This is a genomic window from Rhodococcus sp. P4_F5 (assembly GCF_056401315.1).
Map to the genome: position 1 here is coordinate 22311 of NZ_JBFUJP010000019.1, position 15045 is coordinate 37355.

At 70.9% G+C, this 15045-nt stretch carries 13 protein-coding genes; 5 read left to right on the forward strand and 8 right to left on the reverse strand.

Annotation, left to right across the window (positions count from 1 at the left end; genetic code table 11):
* The first annotated feature begins 136 nt into the window (after positions 1 to 136).
* The 4 genes from rsmG (at position 137) to AC1DU4_RS10505 (ending at position 3891) form a co-directional block, all read left to right on the forward strand.
* Positions 137 to 808 (forward strand): 16S rRNA (guanine(527)-N(7))-methyltransferase RsmG, encoded by a 672-nt coding sequence (rsmG, locus tag AC1DU4_RS10490; RefSeq protein ID WP_072846544.1) that lies wholly within the window; start codon positions 137 to 139, stop codon positions 806 to 808.
* Between the two features lie 64 nt (positions 809 to 872).
* Complete coding sequence (locus AC1DU4_RS10495) at positions 873 to 1862, forward strand: ParA family protein (RefSeq protein WP_477839568.1); 990 nt, start codon at positions 873 to 875, stop codon at positions 1860 to 1862.
* The gene (locus AC1DU4_RS10500; protein ID WP_477839570.1) at positions 1862 to 2977 is read left to right on the forward strand and encodes a ParB/RepB/Spo0J family partition protein; all 1116 of its coding nucleotides are present in this window, start codon (positions 1862 to 1864) and stop codon (positions 2975 to 2977) included. The genes AC1DU4_RS10495 and AC1DU4_RS10500 overlap by 1 nt, the downstream gene beginning before the upstream one ends.
* Positions 2978 to 3210: 233 nt before the next feature.
* Positions 3211 to 3891 (forward strand): GNAT family N-acetyltransferase, encoded by a 681-nt coding sequence (locus tag AC1DU4_RS10505; RefSeq protein ID WP_477839572.1) that lies wholly within the window; start codon positions 3211 to 3213, stop codon positions 3889 to 3891.
* A 30-nt stretch (positions 3892 to 3921) separates the two neighbouring features.
* On the opposite strand, the gene AC1DU4_RS10510 is transcribed toward AC1DU4_RS10505, so the two are convergent.
* From AC1DU4_RS10510 to AC1DU4_RS10530, 5 genes are all read right to left on the reverse strand, one after another.
* Positions 3922 to 5121, reverse strand: coding sequence for an N-acetylmuramoyl-L-alanine amidase (locus AC1DU4_RS10510; RefSeq protein ID WP_477839574.1), 1200 nt, complete (start codon positions 5119 to 5121; stop codon positions 3922 to 3924).
* 109 nt (positions 5122 to 5230) lie between these two features.
* Entirely contained in the window at positions 5231 to 5554 is a 324-nt protein-coding gene (trxA, locus tag AC1DU4_RS10515; protein ID WP_072846520.1) for a thioredoxin, read from the reverse strand.
* Between the two features lie 47 nt (positions 5555 to 5601).
* Positions 5602 to 6591, reverse strand: coding sequence for a thioredoxin-disulfide reductase (gene trxB / locus AC1DU4_RS10520; protein ID WP_477839576.1), 990 nt, complete (start codon positions 6589 to 6591; stop codon positions 5602 to 5604).
* Positions 6592 to 6633: 42 nt separating this feature from the next.
* On the reverse strand, positions 6634 to 7245 hold the full coding sequence (locus tag AC1DU4_RS10525; RefSeq protein ID WP_477839644.1) for a TetR/AcrR family transcriptional regulator: 612 nt from the start codon (positions 7243 to 7245) through the stop codon (positions 6634 to 6636).
* A gap of 253 nt (positions 7246 to 7498) precedes the next feature.
* Positions 7499 to 8722, reverse strand: coding sequence for an oxidoreductase (locus AC1DU4_RS10530; protein ID WP_477839578.1), 1224 nt, complete (start codon positions 8720 to 8722; stop codon positions 7499 to 7501).
* A gap of 104 nt (positions 8723 to 8826) precedes the next feature.
* Between AC1DU4_RS10530 and AC1DU4_RS10535 the strand changes: the two genes are divergently transcribed.
* Positions 8827 to 9393 carry a helix-turn-helix domain-containing protein gene (locus AC1DU4_RS10535; RefSeq protein ID WP_072846516.1) on the forward strand — a complete coding sequence of 189 codons (567 nt, stop codon included), beginning with the start codon at positions 8827 to 8829 and terminating at the stop codon, positions 9391 to 9393.
* Between the two features lie 76 nt (positions 9394 to 9469).
* Here AC1DU4_RS10535 and AC1DU4_RS10540 read toward each other — a convergent pair whose 3' ends face one another.
* From AC1DU4_RS10540 to murJ, 3 genes are all read right to left on the reverse strand, one after another.
* Positions 9470 to 10219 carry a hypothetical protein gene (locus AC1DU4_RS10540; RefSeq protein ID WP_477839581.1) on the reverse strand — a complete coding sequence of 250 codons (750 nt, stop codon included), beginning with the start codon at positions 10217 to 10219 and terminating at the stop codon, positions 9470 to 9472.
* Positions 10220 to 10331: 112 nt separating this feature from the next.
* Positions 10332 to 10928, reverse strand: a complete 597-nt coding sequence (gene sigM, locus AC1DU4_RS10545; RefSeq protein ID WP_477839582.1) for an RNA polymerase sigma factor SigM — start codon at positions 10926 to 10928, stop codon at positions 10332 to 10334.
* An 84-nt stretch (positions 10929 to 11012) separates the two neighbouring features.
* Positions 11013 to 15038, reverse strand: a complete 4026-nt coding sequence (murJ, locus tag AC1DU4_RS10550) for a murein biosynthesis integral membrane protein MurJ (RefSeq protein ID WP_477839584.1) — start codon at positions 15036 to 15038, stop codon at positions 11013 to 11015.
* Positions 15039 to 15045: the final 7 nt, after the last annotated feature.

The following is a 15045-nucleotide window of genomic DNA, read 5'->3' on the forward strand; positions in this document are numbered from 1 at the left end:
CCCTCCCCCCCTGGATCGGCGCTGGCCGGGAACGCGGCGGTTCGGTCAGGTTGATCGGACCGAACCGGGCCCGGATTCATCGGGATCCGAATATTCCGCGCGTCTGGTTTGTGGAATGTATCGGCGTCACGGGAAGATGTTTCACGTGGAACACATCGAGTCCGACGACATGCCCGAGGCCGCTCAGACCGTCTTTGGGGACCGCCTCGACCTCGCGGTGAAGTACCGCGACTCGCTCGCCACGGCGGGTGTGGAGCGGGGCCTGATCGGACCGCGTGAGGTCCCCCGACTCTGGGACCGGCACCTGCTCAACTGCGCCGTGATCGGTGAGCTGATCGCCGAGGGCGAGTCCGTCGTCGACGTGGGCAGCGGGGCCGGCCTGCCCGGCATCCCGCTCGCGATCGCCCGCCCGGACCTCCGGATCACGTTGGTCGAGCCGCTGCTGCGCCGCTCGGTGTACCTGGCCGAGTTCATCGAAGAGGTCGGTCTCGATGTCCGCGTGGTCCGCGGGCGCGCGGAACAGCCCGGCGTCCTGCACGAGGCCGGTGGCGCCGACGTCGTGACCTCCCGGGCCGTCGCGCCGCTGGAGAAGCTTGCCCGCTGGTCCATCCCGCTGGTGCACGAGGGCGGCCGGATGCTGGCGATGAAGGGGTCGAGTGCGGCGGAAGAGATCTCCCGCGATCAGGCTTCCCTGACTCGCCTGGGGGCCGGCAAGTTGGAGATCGTCGAGTGCGGCGCCGCGATTCTGCCGACACCGACGATCGTGGTTCGCGCGGAACGCGTCCCCCGGCGAGGTCATCGCCGATAATGGACCCGTCGAACCGATGAATTCACGCCGTGGTGATCGAGCAAGATCTGTGAAGGAGCAACACATGTCGGGTGGACCCGCGGTTTCACGTGAAACCGGACACGACCCTTCGAAACCCACCAACGGCGATGGCGTGAATCCCTATCCGGCGTCCGCGTATTCGGGCATCTCGCTGGAGGAGACGCCGATCGGTGCGGCCGCGCAGCGGGCGAGTCAGGTCCTGCACCCGCATGGGGTGTCGATGCCCAGGCCGAACCGCCGCCGCGTCCTCACCATCGCGAACCAGAAGGGCGGCGTCGGCAAGACGACCACCGCGGTGAACCTCGCGTCCTCGCTCGCGGTTCTCGGGCTGACCGTCCTGGTGGTCGATTTGGACCCGCAGGGCAACGCCAGCACCGCGCTGGGCGTCCCCCATCACTCGGGTACCCCCTCGAGCTACGAGCTGCTCATAGGCGAAGTCACGGCCGCCGAGGCCATCCAGCAGAGCCCGCACAGCGACCGGCTGTACTGCATCCCCGCGACCATCGACCTGGCCGGCGCCGAGATCGAGCTGGTTTCCATGGTCGCCCGTGAGGGCCGGCTCAAGACCGCCCTCGCCCCCGCCGCGCTCGCCGGCATCGACGTCGACTTCATCCTCATCGACTGCCCGCCGTCGCTGGGTCTGCTCACGGTCAACGCGATGGTCGCCGCGCAGGAGGTGCTGATCCCCATCCAGTGCGAGTACTACGCACTCGAGGGCGTCGGGCAGCTGCTGCGCAACATCGAGCTGGTCCAGTCCCACCTCAACCCCGACCTGCATGTCTCGACGGTCCTGCTGACCATGTACGACGGCCGGACCAAGCTGGCCGACCAGGTCGCCGAGGAGGTGCGCAAGCACTTCGGTGACCGGGTGCTGCGCGCCGTGATCCCCCGCAGCGTGAAGGTCTCGGAGGCGCCCGGATACGGGATGACCGTCCTCGACTACGACCCGGGCTCGCGCGGTGCCATGAGTTACCTCGACGCCGGCCGCGAACTCGCAGCCCGCACCGCCACGATGAACGCGCAGGAGACGTAGTGAGCACGAGAAGCAAGGGTGGCCTGGGACGCGGCCTCGCGGCACTGATCCCGACCGGCCCCGAGGCCGGACCGCGGCTCGGCAGCGCCGCCGCCGACGTGATCATCGGCAACGCGCCCGCCCCGGCGGCCGCGGCGACCAAGACCGGCAAGGCGCCGGCACCCGCGCCGGTCGACGGTGCGGCGCCGAAGGCCCCGGCGACCAAGGCCGCCACCGCCAAGACGGCGGCGGCGAAGACCACGAAGACGGCGAAGGCCGCCGCCCCGCCGTCCGACGGGGAGTCGGCACCCGACCTCTCCCCCGTCGGCGCCATCTACCGGGAGATCCCGGCCGCGCAGATCGAGCCGAACCCGAAGCAGCCGCGCCAGGTGTTCGACGAGGAGGCGCTCGCCGAACTGGTCTTCTCGATCCGCGAGTTCGGCCTGATGCAGCCGATCGTGGTGCGCCGCGTCGCAGACGACCGCTACCAGCTGGTGATGGGTGAGCGACGGTGGCGGGCCAGCCAGCAGGCCGGGCTCGAGACCATCCCGGCGATCGTCCGCGAGACGAACGACGGCTCGATGTTGCGCGACGCACTGCTCGAGAACATCCACCGGGTGCAGCTGAACCCGCTCGAGGAGGCGGCGGCGTACCAGCAGCTGCTCGAGGAGTTCAACGTCACCCACGAGGAGCTGGCCGCCCGGATCGGGCGTTCGCGGCCCGTGGTGACCAACATGATCCGGCTCCTCCGGCTGCCGATCCCGGTGCAGCGGCGGGTCGCGGCGGGCGTGCTCTCCGCCGGCCACGCCCGGGCCCTGCTCTCGCTCGAGGCGGGCGCCGAGGCACAGGAACTGCTGGCCGCGCGGATCGTCGCCGAGGGCATGTCGGTGCGTGCCACCGAGGAGGCCGTGACGCTGGCCAACCGTGAGGATGCCGCCGCGCTCACTCCCCCGGTGAAGCGCAAGCCGATCCAGATGCCGGGCCTCCAGGACGTCGCGGACCGGCTGTCCGGGGCGTTCGACACCCGCGTCACGGTGAGCCTCGGCAAGCGCAAGGGCAAGATCGTCGTCGAGTTCGGCTCGGTGGACGACCTGCAGCGGATCGTCGAGATGATGGAACACCAGGGCGGCTCGTAGCGCCGGGTTCCCGGCACCCGACCACCCTCGGCCGATCCGTCACTGTGACACCACGACGGGTCGGCCGAGGCGTCCGCGGGGTTGGGTGATCGAATCATCTTTCCCACCAAGGTGATTCGAGGGCGGCCCGATCTGGTCCGGCCGTCGGCCCGCCGATCGCCTATTCTGGAGGAAGAATAATGTGTCCCGCGGGCGTCCGTGCCCGCTGTCGGGTGTTGGAGGCTGGTTCACCGGTGTCGATGCGCATCAGCCCGCTCACGCTCGACGGACTCGACCAGCTTCCCCGGCACTCCCGCCGTTGTGTCTTCTGGGAAATGGACCCGGCCGCGGTGCAGAGCTCCCGTAGCTTCTCGGACCCCGAGTTCGAGAAGGAAGCCTGGCTCTCGATGGTGATGCTCGAGTGGGGATCCTGCGGTCAGGTCGCCACCCTCGACGGACGGCCCGCCGGCTGCGCGCTCTACTCCCCGCCCGGCGACGTGCCACGGGCGAAGCTCTTCCCCACCTCCCCCGTCAGCGCGGACGCGGTCCTGCTGACCACGCTGCGGCTCGAACCGGCCGCGGAGCTGGACGGGGTGGGCCCGAGCCTGATGCAGGCCGTCGTGGGCGATCTGGTGCACCGCGGGGTGCGGGCGCTCGAGGCATTCGGGATCGTCCGGGACGAGGACGAGGCTCGCGTCGGCCGACGTCCGGGGCCTGACTGTGCGCCCGCCGACTGCATGATCGACGCCAGTTTCCTGATCGACATGGGCTTCGAAGTGGTTGCCGCGCACCATCGTTACCCGCGGTTGCGGCTCGAGCTCAATCGCGACCACGGCTGGAAGGCGGACGTGGAGTCGGCGCTCGAGCGGCTGCTGATGACGGCCTCGCTGACGGTCGTCGACATCGAACAAAAGTCGACGGTCGGCGCGCACTGAGACCCGCCGCCCGTCGCCGACGGGCCCGGGCTAGGCCGGGTCGGACTTCGCCAGTTCCTCGGCGAGCAGCTCCGCGAACGTGTACGTCCCGGTCGGCTGGTCGTCCTGTCCGAGCAGGTACAGCCGCTTGACCGCGATCAGGATCGCCTCGGCGATGATGTCCCGGTTTCGGGGGTTCACGAGCACATTGACGTCGGATTCGTTTGTGAGATAACCGATGTCGACCTGAACGGTCGGCATGTTGGTCAGCCGCAACAGATCCCACGACCGCCCGTGCGTGCGGCAATCCTGAAGTGGTGCGCGAGCAACGATTTCGCGCTGGATGAAGCTGGACAACACCTGCCCGATCCGCGAGGTGGCGCCGTGCGAGTTCCCGAAGTGGAAGCTGGCGACGCCATTCGCGTGGGGGCTCACGCTGCTGGCGCAGCGCAGCGAGATCATCAGGTCCGCGTCGAACGTGTTGGAGATCTCGGCCCGGGACGTGACCGACGGGTTCGCGTTGTGCGGCCGGGACAGGAACGTCTCCATGCCCGTTGCGGCCATCCGGCCCTCGAGCCGACTGGCGAGGTCCCACAGGATCTCCGCCTCGGTGATCGGGCCGTTGGGCGTCTGGAGCACCGCTCCGGTCGCCTCGCCGCCGAGGTCCGGGTCGATCACGATCCGCTTGCCGCTGAGCTGCGGGCCGGACCGACGGACCGACTCCTCCTCGGTGATCGCGTGCGGCGAGCCGCCGGTGACCCGGGTGCCGAGCAGTTCGAGCGAGCGCAGTGTCTGGGGTCCGCAGATGCCGTCGGAGGCGATGCCGATCTCACGCTGGAACGACGACAGGCCCTCGTGGGTCTTCGGCCCGAAGTGGCCGTCCGCCCGCGCCGAGTAGAAGCCGAGGTCCTGCAGCCGGTTCTGCAGCGTCGCGACGTCGTCGCCGTACAGCGGTGCGGACAGCTGGTAGATCAGGGTGCGGGCGCCGAGGCGGTACGACGCCTCCTTGAGCCCGCGGTACGTTGCCGCACCGACCACGCCGTCGACCAGGAGGCCGCGTTGCTGCTGGAACGCGCGCACGGCGCTGTCGAGGTGGTGGTCGAACACGGCGTCCGGGGCCACCCACTGGGAGCCGTTGACCGCGTCCCGGGGCGCCGTCGACATGCCGTTGTGCAGGAACCCCAGGCTGGAAAGGGTGCTGCGGACCTCGGCTACGGCGGGACCGTGATCGCCGTGACAGAGACGCTGCATACTTTCCGGTCCTCTCGTGGTCCTGGCACGTCGCGGCGGGGCGTCGCACACGCGTCGATTGTCGCAGAAACCCCCGAGGATTCGGCAATCTCGGGGGCTGCGGCGTCGGTTACAGGATGTCGGAGAGGTCCTTGAGCAGGGCAGCCTTGCCCTTGGCGCCGACAATCTGCTTCACCGGCTTGCCGCCCTGGAACAGGATCATCGTCGGGATCGACATGACCTGGAAGTCGCGGGCGGCGGCCGGGTTGGCATCGATGTCGAGCTTGGCGACGGTGAGCTTGTCGCCGTGCTCGCCGGCGATCTCCTCGAGCACCGGCGCGACCATCTTGCACGGGCCGCACCAGGTCGCCCAGAAGTCGACGAGTACGGGCTTGTCGGAGTCGAGGACGTCCTGCTTGAAGGAGTCGTCGGTGATGGTGATCGTGTTCGACATGGTTGTCTCCTCAGGTGACGGGGTGGGGTCMGCGAGGCGGGTGGTGGTCAGGCCTCGGCGCCGACGGGGCGCTCGGCCGCCGCGAGCGTGTTGGCGGTGATGTCGCCCTTCTCAGCCAGCCAGCGCTCCGCGTCGATCGCGGCGGAGCAGCCGGTGCCGGCGGCGGTGATGGCCTGCCGGTAGGTGTGGTCGACCAGGTCGCCGGCCGCGAAGACACCCTCGATGGAGGTCTGCGTGGTCGGGGACTGCACCCGCACGTAGCCCTCGTCGTCGATGTCGACCTGGCCCCTGACCAGCTCGCTGCGCGGGTCGTGGCCGATCGCGACGAACATGCCGGTGATCGGCAGGGTGGACTGCTCGCCGGTGACGGTGTCGCGCAGCACCAGGCCGGTGACGCTGGTCTCGCCCAGCACCTCGACCGGCTCGGCGTTGGTCAGGAAGCGGATCTTCTCGTTCGCCTTGGCGCGYTCGAGCATGATCCGTGAGGCGCGGAACTCCTCGCGGCGGTGCACSAGGGTGACCGAGCGGGCGAAGCGGGTGAGGAAGGTGGCCTCCTCCATYGCGGAGTCGCCGCCGCCGACCACGACGATGTCCTGRTCGCGGAAGAAGAAGCCGTCGCAGGTGGCGCAGGCRCTGACGCCGCGGCCGAGGAGCTTCTCCTCACCGGGGATGCCGAGGTAGCGGGCCGCCGCGCCCATCGCCAGGATGACGGCGTGCGCGTAGTAGGTCTCGCCGTTCGCGACGATGCGCTTGACGCCGCTGGACAGGTCGATCTCCTCGACGTCCTCGGTGCGGATCTCGGCGCCGAAGCGCTTGGCCTGCTCGCGCATCTCGTCCATGAGGTCCGGGCCCATGATGCCCTCGCGGAAGCCGGGGAAGTTCTCCACCTCGGTGGTGGTCATCAGGGCGCCGCCGAACTGGGTGCCCTCGAAGAGCAGGGGCGCCAGCTCCGCACGCGCCGCGTAGACGCCGGCGGTGTATCCGGAGGGTCCGGATCCGACGATGATGAGGTCTCGTACCGAGGTCGGGTTAGTCATGGGGCCTTCCGGGTTGTGAACGTTGCCTGGCTCAACAACAGACTAAGGGTTGATGTTCCCGGTGGCCCTGGATGTGGCGGCGAAGGTGAGGTACGGCTCGATCAGTTCCGCGGCCCGGGCCTGAACCGCGGCGGGGTCACCGCCGGCCTCGATCTGCCTGGTCGCGGCGTGCACGACGGCGTTGATGAGCTCGGCGGTGGCGGCCGGGTCGGTGGCGCCGAGTTCGGTGAGCGCCGTCACCAACGGGGTCACCAGCTTGCGGTGCAGCAGCGCGCTGGTCTCGGTCATCTTCTCGGTCGGCGCGATGGCGGCGATCGACGAAGCGATGGCGTGTTCCCCCTCGGCGACCAGGTCCAGGTTGGCGCGGACGTAGGCGAGGACCCGGCGGTCCGGTGCCCCGGCCGCGTCCATCTCCCGCTCGACCCGATCGGACCAGCGCGGGAAGGAGTCCTCGACCAGTGCGTCGAGCAGGTCCCGCCGGGACTTGAAGTACTGGTACATGCTCGACCGCGCCAGGCCCGCGCGCGCCGCGACCTCGGCGAACCCCGGGATGTCGGTGGCGCCCTCGGTGAGCACCTCGCGGGCGGCGTCGAGGAGGGCGCGCCGCTGCGCGGCGCGGTGCTGCGCCACCGTGGGCGCGCTGATCCGCGGCACCGCACCTCCCCTCGCCGGTGCGTCGGGTGGGCGACGCCTCATGTGTCGGTCCTGCGCCCGTCGGTCGTCGTGACGACGCGGGCGCAGCGGTCGAGGACATCGTAGTCGGGGGACGCCGTCACGGTGGTAACCGCCGAGCGACGGCACTGCGCCATCACACATGTCGACTCCTTGGGGAGCGGCACCGTCAGCTCCCGACGGGGATGGCAAGGGTGCCAACAGGTTGTTGGGAAAATTGCCCGGGAGGCTCGACTCAGCCGGCGTGGCCCAGTGCCGGGTCGGGGAGGGCGGCGAGGGCCTCGCGGACCACGCACCGGGTGCCGGTGTAGATGGTCGGCATGCACTTGTTGCAGTGCACGCAGTTGCCCTCGGCGGCCTCGTCGTCTCGAAACTTGTTGACCAGGTTGGGATCCCGAAGCAGCGCGCGGGCCATGCCGACGAACTCGAAGCCCTCCCCCAGCGCGGTCTCGATGGTCTCGACCCGGTTGATCCCGCCGAGCATGATCAGCGGCATCGACAGCGCCTCGCGGAACTGGCGCGCGAACGGCCGGAAGAAGGCCTCCTCGAAGGGGTAGGTGGGAAAGAGGTGCGGGCCGTAGAAACGCAGCCCCATTCCCACCAGTTTTGGTTGCGACGCAATGAATTCCGCCATCGGTACCTCGCCGCGGAAGAAGTACATGCCGTTGAGCAGGGAGCTGCCGCCGGTGAGCTGCATGGCGTCGACGTGCCCGTCGGACTCGATCAGCCTGGCGATCTGCAGGCTCTGGTCCAGCCAGAGTCCCTTGGGGACGCCGTCGGCCATGTTGAACTTGACGGTGACCGCGACGGAGTCCCCCGCCGCGGCGCGAACCCGCTCGAGCACCTCGCGCGGGAAGCGGGAGCGGGCCGCCACGCTGCCGCCGTACCGGTCGTGGCGCCTGTTCAGGTTCGGGCTCATGAAGCTGCTCAGCAGGTAGTTGTGGCCGAGGTGCACCTCGAGCGCATCGAACCCGGAGTCGACCGCGACCCGCGCCGCGTGTTCGAAGTCCGTGGCCACCTCGGCGAGCTGGTCGAGCGATGCACCGCGGACCAAACCCATTGCGGGAGGACTGATCCGGGTGGACGGCGCCAGGGTCTTGGTGCCGTTGGAGAGGGTGTTGGCGACCAGTCCGGCGTGCCCGATCTGGGCCGCGGCCAGGGCGCCCTCCGCGTGCACGGCGTCGGTGAGTCGGACGAGTCCCGGTCTGGTGGCCTCGCTCAGGACGAGGGTGTCGCGGTGCACCCGGCCCGACTCGGACACCGCGCAGTACGCGACGGTGGTCAACGCCGCGCCGCCGGCCGCCACCGCGCGGTGGAACTCGACGAGTTCGTCGGAGACGACGCCGCGCCGCATCACGCCCTCGAAGGTCGCGGCCTTGACGATGCGGTTGCGCAGGGTCAGGGGGCCGAGCCGGGCGGGCTCGAAGATCCGTCGGGCGGGGGTGGGTGCGGCGTTCATCGTGGAGGCGTCCTCGTTGCTGTCGGGCGATCATTGCGATGCCACTGGACTCGTAAACAGACACGGTATAGCCCGACGGCCCCCGATGGAAGAGAATTCGATCGATGACTGCCACCGGATCGGGCCGCCCCCGTGACCCCCGCATCGACGCCGCCGTGCTCGACGCCGCCCGCGACATGCTCGTCGAGGTGGGATACGACCAGCTCAGCCTGCGGGCGCTCGCGGCCCGGGCGGGTGTCAGCCGCGCCGCCATGGCGCGTCGGTGGGAGTCCAAGGCGCACCTGGTCCTCGACGCCGTCCTCGGCCTGGAGCCGGACCTGCGGCCGTTCGAGGGTGCGGACCGGGCCGGCTGGATCCGCTGGGTGGCGACGGGTAGTTCCGAGGTGTTCCGCAGCCCCGCCGTACGGGCGGCGGTGCCGGCGCTCCTGGCCACGCTGCGCGACCACCAAGAACTGCGCGGGGCGGTGTGGCGGAACTTCAGCGGGCCCAGCGCCGCCATGCTTCCGCCCGCGGACGGGTCCGGGGCCGAGGATCAGCTCGAGGCCGGCGCGCTGCTGGCGCTGGGCGCGGGCGCCGCGATGTTCCTGTCGCTGATCGCGCCCGAGGTGGACACCCCGCAGATGCGGGCCAAGGTGCTCGAGATCCTGCTGTTGGCGGCCGGACCGGAGTGAACTTCCGCCGAACGGGCGGTTGCCGGGGTCGGCTCTCGGCCGATGCCCCGACAGCCGCCCGTTCGGCGTTTGACGTCTAGCCGATGTCGGCGCGGGCCAGCGTCGCCGGGTCGGAGTCGGTGCACCCCGAGCCGACCACCAGCGCGGTGATCTGGGGTACCTGTGCCCCCGGGAAGAGCATCAGCAGCCCGGGGACACCCCGCAGGCGGACCGGACCGGAACCCAGCAGCGGGGTGGTCGGGTCCACGCCGTTGGCTCGCAGGCATCCGTCCCGGGCCCCCGGCGCCGACAGTGGGCCGAGGTCGGTGCGGCCGAGCAGCCCGAGAGCGACCGTGGGCTGCAGGTCGGACCCGAGGTCCACACTCGTTGCGGACGGGGTCGGCGAGTCGAGGGCGACGGCGGGCGTCGCGGGTCCGGTCTCGTCGTCGGGTTGGGTCAGTGCGAACAGGGCGCCGGCGGCGACGACCGCCACGGCGGCGGCCGCGGCGAGCAGCCGGACGGGCCGGCGTCGACGTTCGGTCCGCCCGGCCAGGGCGGAGCCGGCGGCCGGTGCCGTGGCGCCGGCGACCTCGGCGGCCAGCGCGGCCTCGATCCGGGCGACCACCTCCGGMGGCGCGGGTGGTGGCGTCGCGTCGGTGGTGCGCAGCGCGCCGAGCTGCCCGCGCACGGAGTCGAGCGCGGCGAGGACGCGCTGGGCTTCCGGGTCCTGTGCGGACGCCACGCCAAGCCGATCCGCGAACTCCGGCGGCAGCGCCCCGGCGTGCAGATCGGCGAGCAGGTCTGGGTCGAAAGGGGGGTGCAGTGCATCCTCACCCTGGGCGACCATGACACCTCCTTTTAGTTGGAACGAACCGAAACTCGAACTCGAAACTACGTGAGCGACACCGCCGACGCCCGTGCCAGTGACCCGCCGCGCCGATCGACCACCGCTACTGGGATTAGACCTCGTTGGCGTCGATCTGGTTCCGTCCGGCCTGCAAATAACTCAACTCCCGGGCGAGCCGGTGCCGGGCCCGCGCGCACCGACTCTTCACGGTGCCCTCCGGGATCCCTAGCAACGCCGCAGCCTCGGCCACCGAGTACCCCTCGAGGTCGACCGCGACCACCGCGGCCCGCTGCTCCGGAGACAGTGTGAACAGCGCATCCTCGATGGCCATGGACGTCTCGCGGTCCGTCATGGCGTCGCGTGGGTGACTGGGTTCGTGCTGGTCGTCCTCCGGCAGCGGCACCGTCGGCCGGGCCTTGTTCCGCCGGATCCGGTCCAGACAGGCGTTCACCACGATTCGGTGCAGCCAGCTGCGCACTGCGGCGTCGGCGCGGTAGGTCGCGGCCGTCCGATGCGCGTTGAGCAGCGCCTCCTGCAACGCGTCCGCGGCGTCCTCCGGCGTGTAACTCGTCCGCCGGGCCGTCTGCCACAGATGGTCGTAGTGTCTGCCGAGCAGTTCCGAAAATGCGCGTGCGTCCCCCGACGCGTGCGCTGCCAGTAGCTGGGCGTCAGACATGCCCGCTGCGGCGATCCCCCTGTTGATTCGCACGCGGAATGTTAACCGACCATCGCGTCTCGAGTCCTCAAACTCGACCACATCGACGCCGGAGGGCGTGCTGGGTGGGTCCCCGCGCTACGGCGTCTTGTTGAAGCCGACCTCGGAGATCGACGACTGGACCTTCCCGCCGTCCTCGGACAGCTTGGTCACCCACACCAGGATCCGGCCGACATTGCCGTCCGTGGTGACCGGGATGGTGGTGACGCCCTTGCCGAGCACCGCCGTGCCGATCAGCTGGGTCTGGTCCAGGGCCGAGTTGGCGCCGGGGGCCGTACGGATCTCGACGGTGGTGCCGGGGCTCGGCGAGTCGATCCACACGTCCCGCACCGCGGTGGGCTCGGCGAGGTCGACCATGAGGCCCACACCGGTCTTGAAGGACGGGAACTGCTGGAAGTAGGTGTCGGTGCTCCACTTGGTCGCCGTGTTGCCGTCGACCGCCAGCGCGGCGGTGCTCGGGTTGTCCGGCGAGCCCTGCGGCGAGTAGACGGTGGCACCGGCCGGTTCCACCGGGACCGCGGCCGCCGGCGGGGCCGCCGAGGCGGCGCTGGTGGTGTTCCCGTCGGGCTCGGCGGCGCTGGTGGTCAGGCCGATGTTCTGCTCGTTGAGGGGTTCGCTGGAACCGCCGCCCGCCAGCGCATTCGCCAGCCACCAGCCGAGGAACGCCAGCACGATCACGGTCAGGACGCCGAGGGCGGCCAGCGCCATCACCATCCGGTTGCTCTTAAGCCGTTCCGCCGCCGCCTGCTCGGGATCGCTCAGTGCGTGCCCGGACGCGCCCGAGGGGCGCTGGCCGAGCCGCAGTGCCGGCATCAGGTCCGTCTTCTGGTCGACGACGGACGCCTGGTCCAGCACGTGCTGCACGGTGGCGGCGGTGCGGATGCCGCTGCCCTGTTCGAGAGCGCGGATCGCCACCGCGGAGATCTCGAACGGCACCTCCGGGCGGATCACGCGAGGCTCGACGGGCACACCTTCGGAGCCGCGGTCCGCCGGGGGCATCCCGCCGACCGGCCCGGCGGGTGCACCCGCGGGCGCACCCGGCTCGCCGAGCGGCCAGCGCGCGGTGATCAGCGCGTACAACATGGCGCCGAGGCCGCGGACGTCGGTCGGGGCGTCCGCATCGGCGAGGGTGGCCGGGAACGCGAGGACCGCGTCGCCCGCCGCCGAGATCCGGACCCGGTCCGGGTGGTCAATCGACAATGCGCCGCCGCTGCGGTGTGCGGCCTCCGCCGCGGACGCCAGCGCGCGAATGGCGCGGGCGGCGCCGATCGGGGACGGTGTCGTCTCGGACATCTCCTTGAGGGAGCGGCCCGGGGTCCACTCGGCCACCACGATGCCGCCGGAGCTGCCGCGGACCACGTCGAGGACTCGGGCGAGGCCGGGCGAGTTGATCCGGCCCAGCCGGAGGGTGCGCGAGAGCACGGCCTGCGGGTCCTCGGCCACCTCTGCGCCGGTGCCGGCGCGCTGCTCGGCGTCGACGAAGGTCAGCGCCACCTCGCGGTCGAGCTTGATGTCGTGGGCCTGCCAGAACTTGAGGCCACGGGACCCGCCGTGCGGTGCCAGCAGCCGGTAGCGGCCACCGGCGACGGACGCGCCGGCGATCAGCTTCGGGCCGCGCGGCTGCCGGGGAGCGGTGTCCGCCGCGCCGACGCGCATCGGGGGCAGCGGCGGCGAGCCGATCGGGATGACGCCGGTGTCCACCATGAGGTCGCGCTCGGGGGCCTTGCGGACCGGGGCCGCCGGCCGGGACACCGACCGGGCCTCGCCCTTGCCCGCGTCGCCCTTGTCGGCGTCGGCACCGGTCTTGCCGGGGGCCGCGACAGCGGTCGAGGCCTCGGTGGGTTCGGTTGTGCGAGTTGTCGATCCGGGATCGGACGCGTGCGTCGTCGAACTACCGGTCTTGCCGCCGGCAACGTCTTCGTCGCTCACCCGCACTCCTTCACGCATCTGGCCGGAACCCTCCCTCGCAGTGATTGGCACCCCCGCAGGCCCTGGTCCAGGGTACGGGAGCTGCTGATCTTTCCTAAGTAGTACCTGAGTACGGCCGATCGCGGGAAGCAACACGGTGACGGCGTCGTAGTCGGGGATCGGTGTGAAGTCCTCGACGGCCACCGGTTGCGGCGACCGGCCGCGGGCCCGATTCACCAGACGGGTGACCGCCACCGTGGCGGCGACCACCTCCGGGATGCCCGCGAACCGCAGCAGGGTGAACGTCACGCCGAGCATGAGCACCGCGCAGATCCCGACCTGGACGAAGGCGCCCGGGCCGCCGAAGCGGTCGCCGAGCTCGTCCAGGCCCAGCAGCTCCTCCGCGGTGAGCATCGCGATCGACCCGGCCAGCGAGGCGACCACGACCAGGAACGCGGTCTTGCCGACGTTCGCCATCCGCAACGACCCGAGGCTCCGCCGCAGCAGGATGGCGCCGATGATCGCGCCCGCCGTGAAACCGAGACCGTTCGCGACGCCGAGCAGGCTCACCACCTGGGTGTCGTCGGAGGCCACCACCGGTGCCAGCAGCGAGAGCCCCACCTTCACGCCGGTGATGCCGAGAATGATCCAGGTGGGGGTCCAGGCCTGCTCGCGGGCGTAGAAGACCCGCAGGTGGATCAGGACCAGCGCGTACGGGATCAGTGTGAACGCGGACCAGCTGACCGCGTGCCCGAGGCGCTCGGCATCGGCCGCGCCGAAGTTGCCGTAGCCGAACAGCGCCTGGCCGACCTGCGGGCCGGCGAAGGTCAGGAACACCACCACCGGCACCAGCGAGACCATGGTCAGCCGGGTGGCGACGGACAGGTCGTCGACGACGGCCGGGGTGTCCTCCGCCGCGGCGTTGCGGCTAAGTCGCGGCATGATCGCGGTCAGGACGGTGACGCCGATGATGCCGTACGGCAGCTGCAGCAGGATCCAGGCCTGGTTGTAGATGACCGGCCCGGCCCCGTCGACGCTCGCGGCGATGCGGGTGCCGATGCTGAACCCGACCTGGCTGATCAGCACGTACAGCACGATGGCGACGCCCATGCCGGCGAACAGCCTGAGCCGGTCGTCGAGCCCCCACAGCGGCTTCAGGCTGATGCCCTGGCGTCGGATCGCGGGCACCAGGGTGGCGGCCTGGGTGACCACGCCGAGGGTGACGCCGATCCCGAGGACCAGCAGCTGCGCGGTGGTGATCTCGTCGGACCCCCGCGACATCACCCAGAACACGCCGAGCACCACCAGCACGACGCAGTTGTTGAGCACCGGCGCCCAGGCGCCCGGCTTGAACACGCCCCGGGTGTTGAGGATCGCCGTGAGCAGCGCGGACAAGCCGTAGAACAGGATGGCCGGCAGCAGCAGGTATGCGAATTGGGTGGTCAGGACCGGGTCGACCTTGCCGTCCGACGGCAGGAACAGCCGCACCAGCAGGGGTGCGCTGAGCACCGCGACCACCGCGGCCACGCCGAGCACCAGGCCGGCGATGGTGAACAGCCGGCGCACGAATGCGGCGCCCCCGTCGTCGTCCTCCTTCTCGGCGCGGACCAGCACCGGGACCACGATCGCGGACAGGACCGCGCCGAGCACCAGCTCGGAGATCATGTTCGGCAGCTGGCTGGCGACGGTGAACGCGCTGGCGGTGACGGCGCCCAGCGTGGTCAGCAGCAGCACCTGCTTGAGGAAGCCGGTGATCCGGCTGACCATCGTGGCCACCGCGATCGAGCCGGTCGCGGCCATCAGTGACGAGTTCGAGTTCCCGGACTCGTCGCCCTCGGCCGTCTCGGGCTCGGGCGGATCGACGGGCGGCGGGGTGGTGGCGTCGGCGGCGCGCGGGTCCGCCGGTCGCGGCTGGACGGGGCGGGCAGGCCGGGTGGCCGCGGTCAGATTGGGGTCGCCGGGCTGGTAGCGCTGCGGCGCGGCGCGCTGTGGCGCGGGCTGCGGGCGGTACGGCTGGTCGGACTGGTGGAGCGGCCGGTACGGCTCGTGTGACTGCTGCGACTGCTGTGGCTGTTGGGACTGCTGGGGCAGAGCAGGGCGGGGCGCGTGCTGCTGGGGGGCCTGCCGCCGGGGCTCGTCCTCGTGCCGGGGCAGTCCGGGCTGGGTCCGCTCCCAGGGGGCCGGCGGTGTGGGCACGACCTTC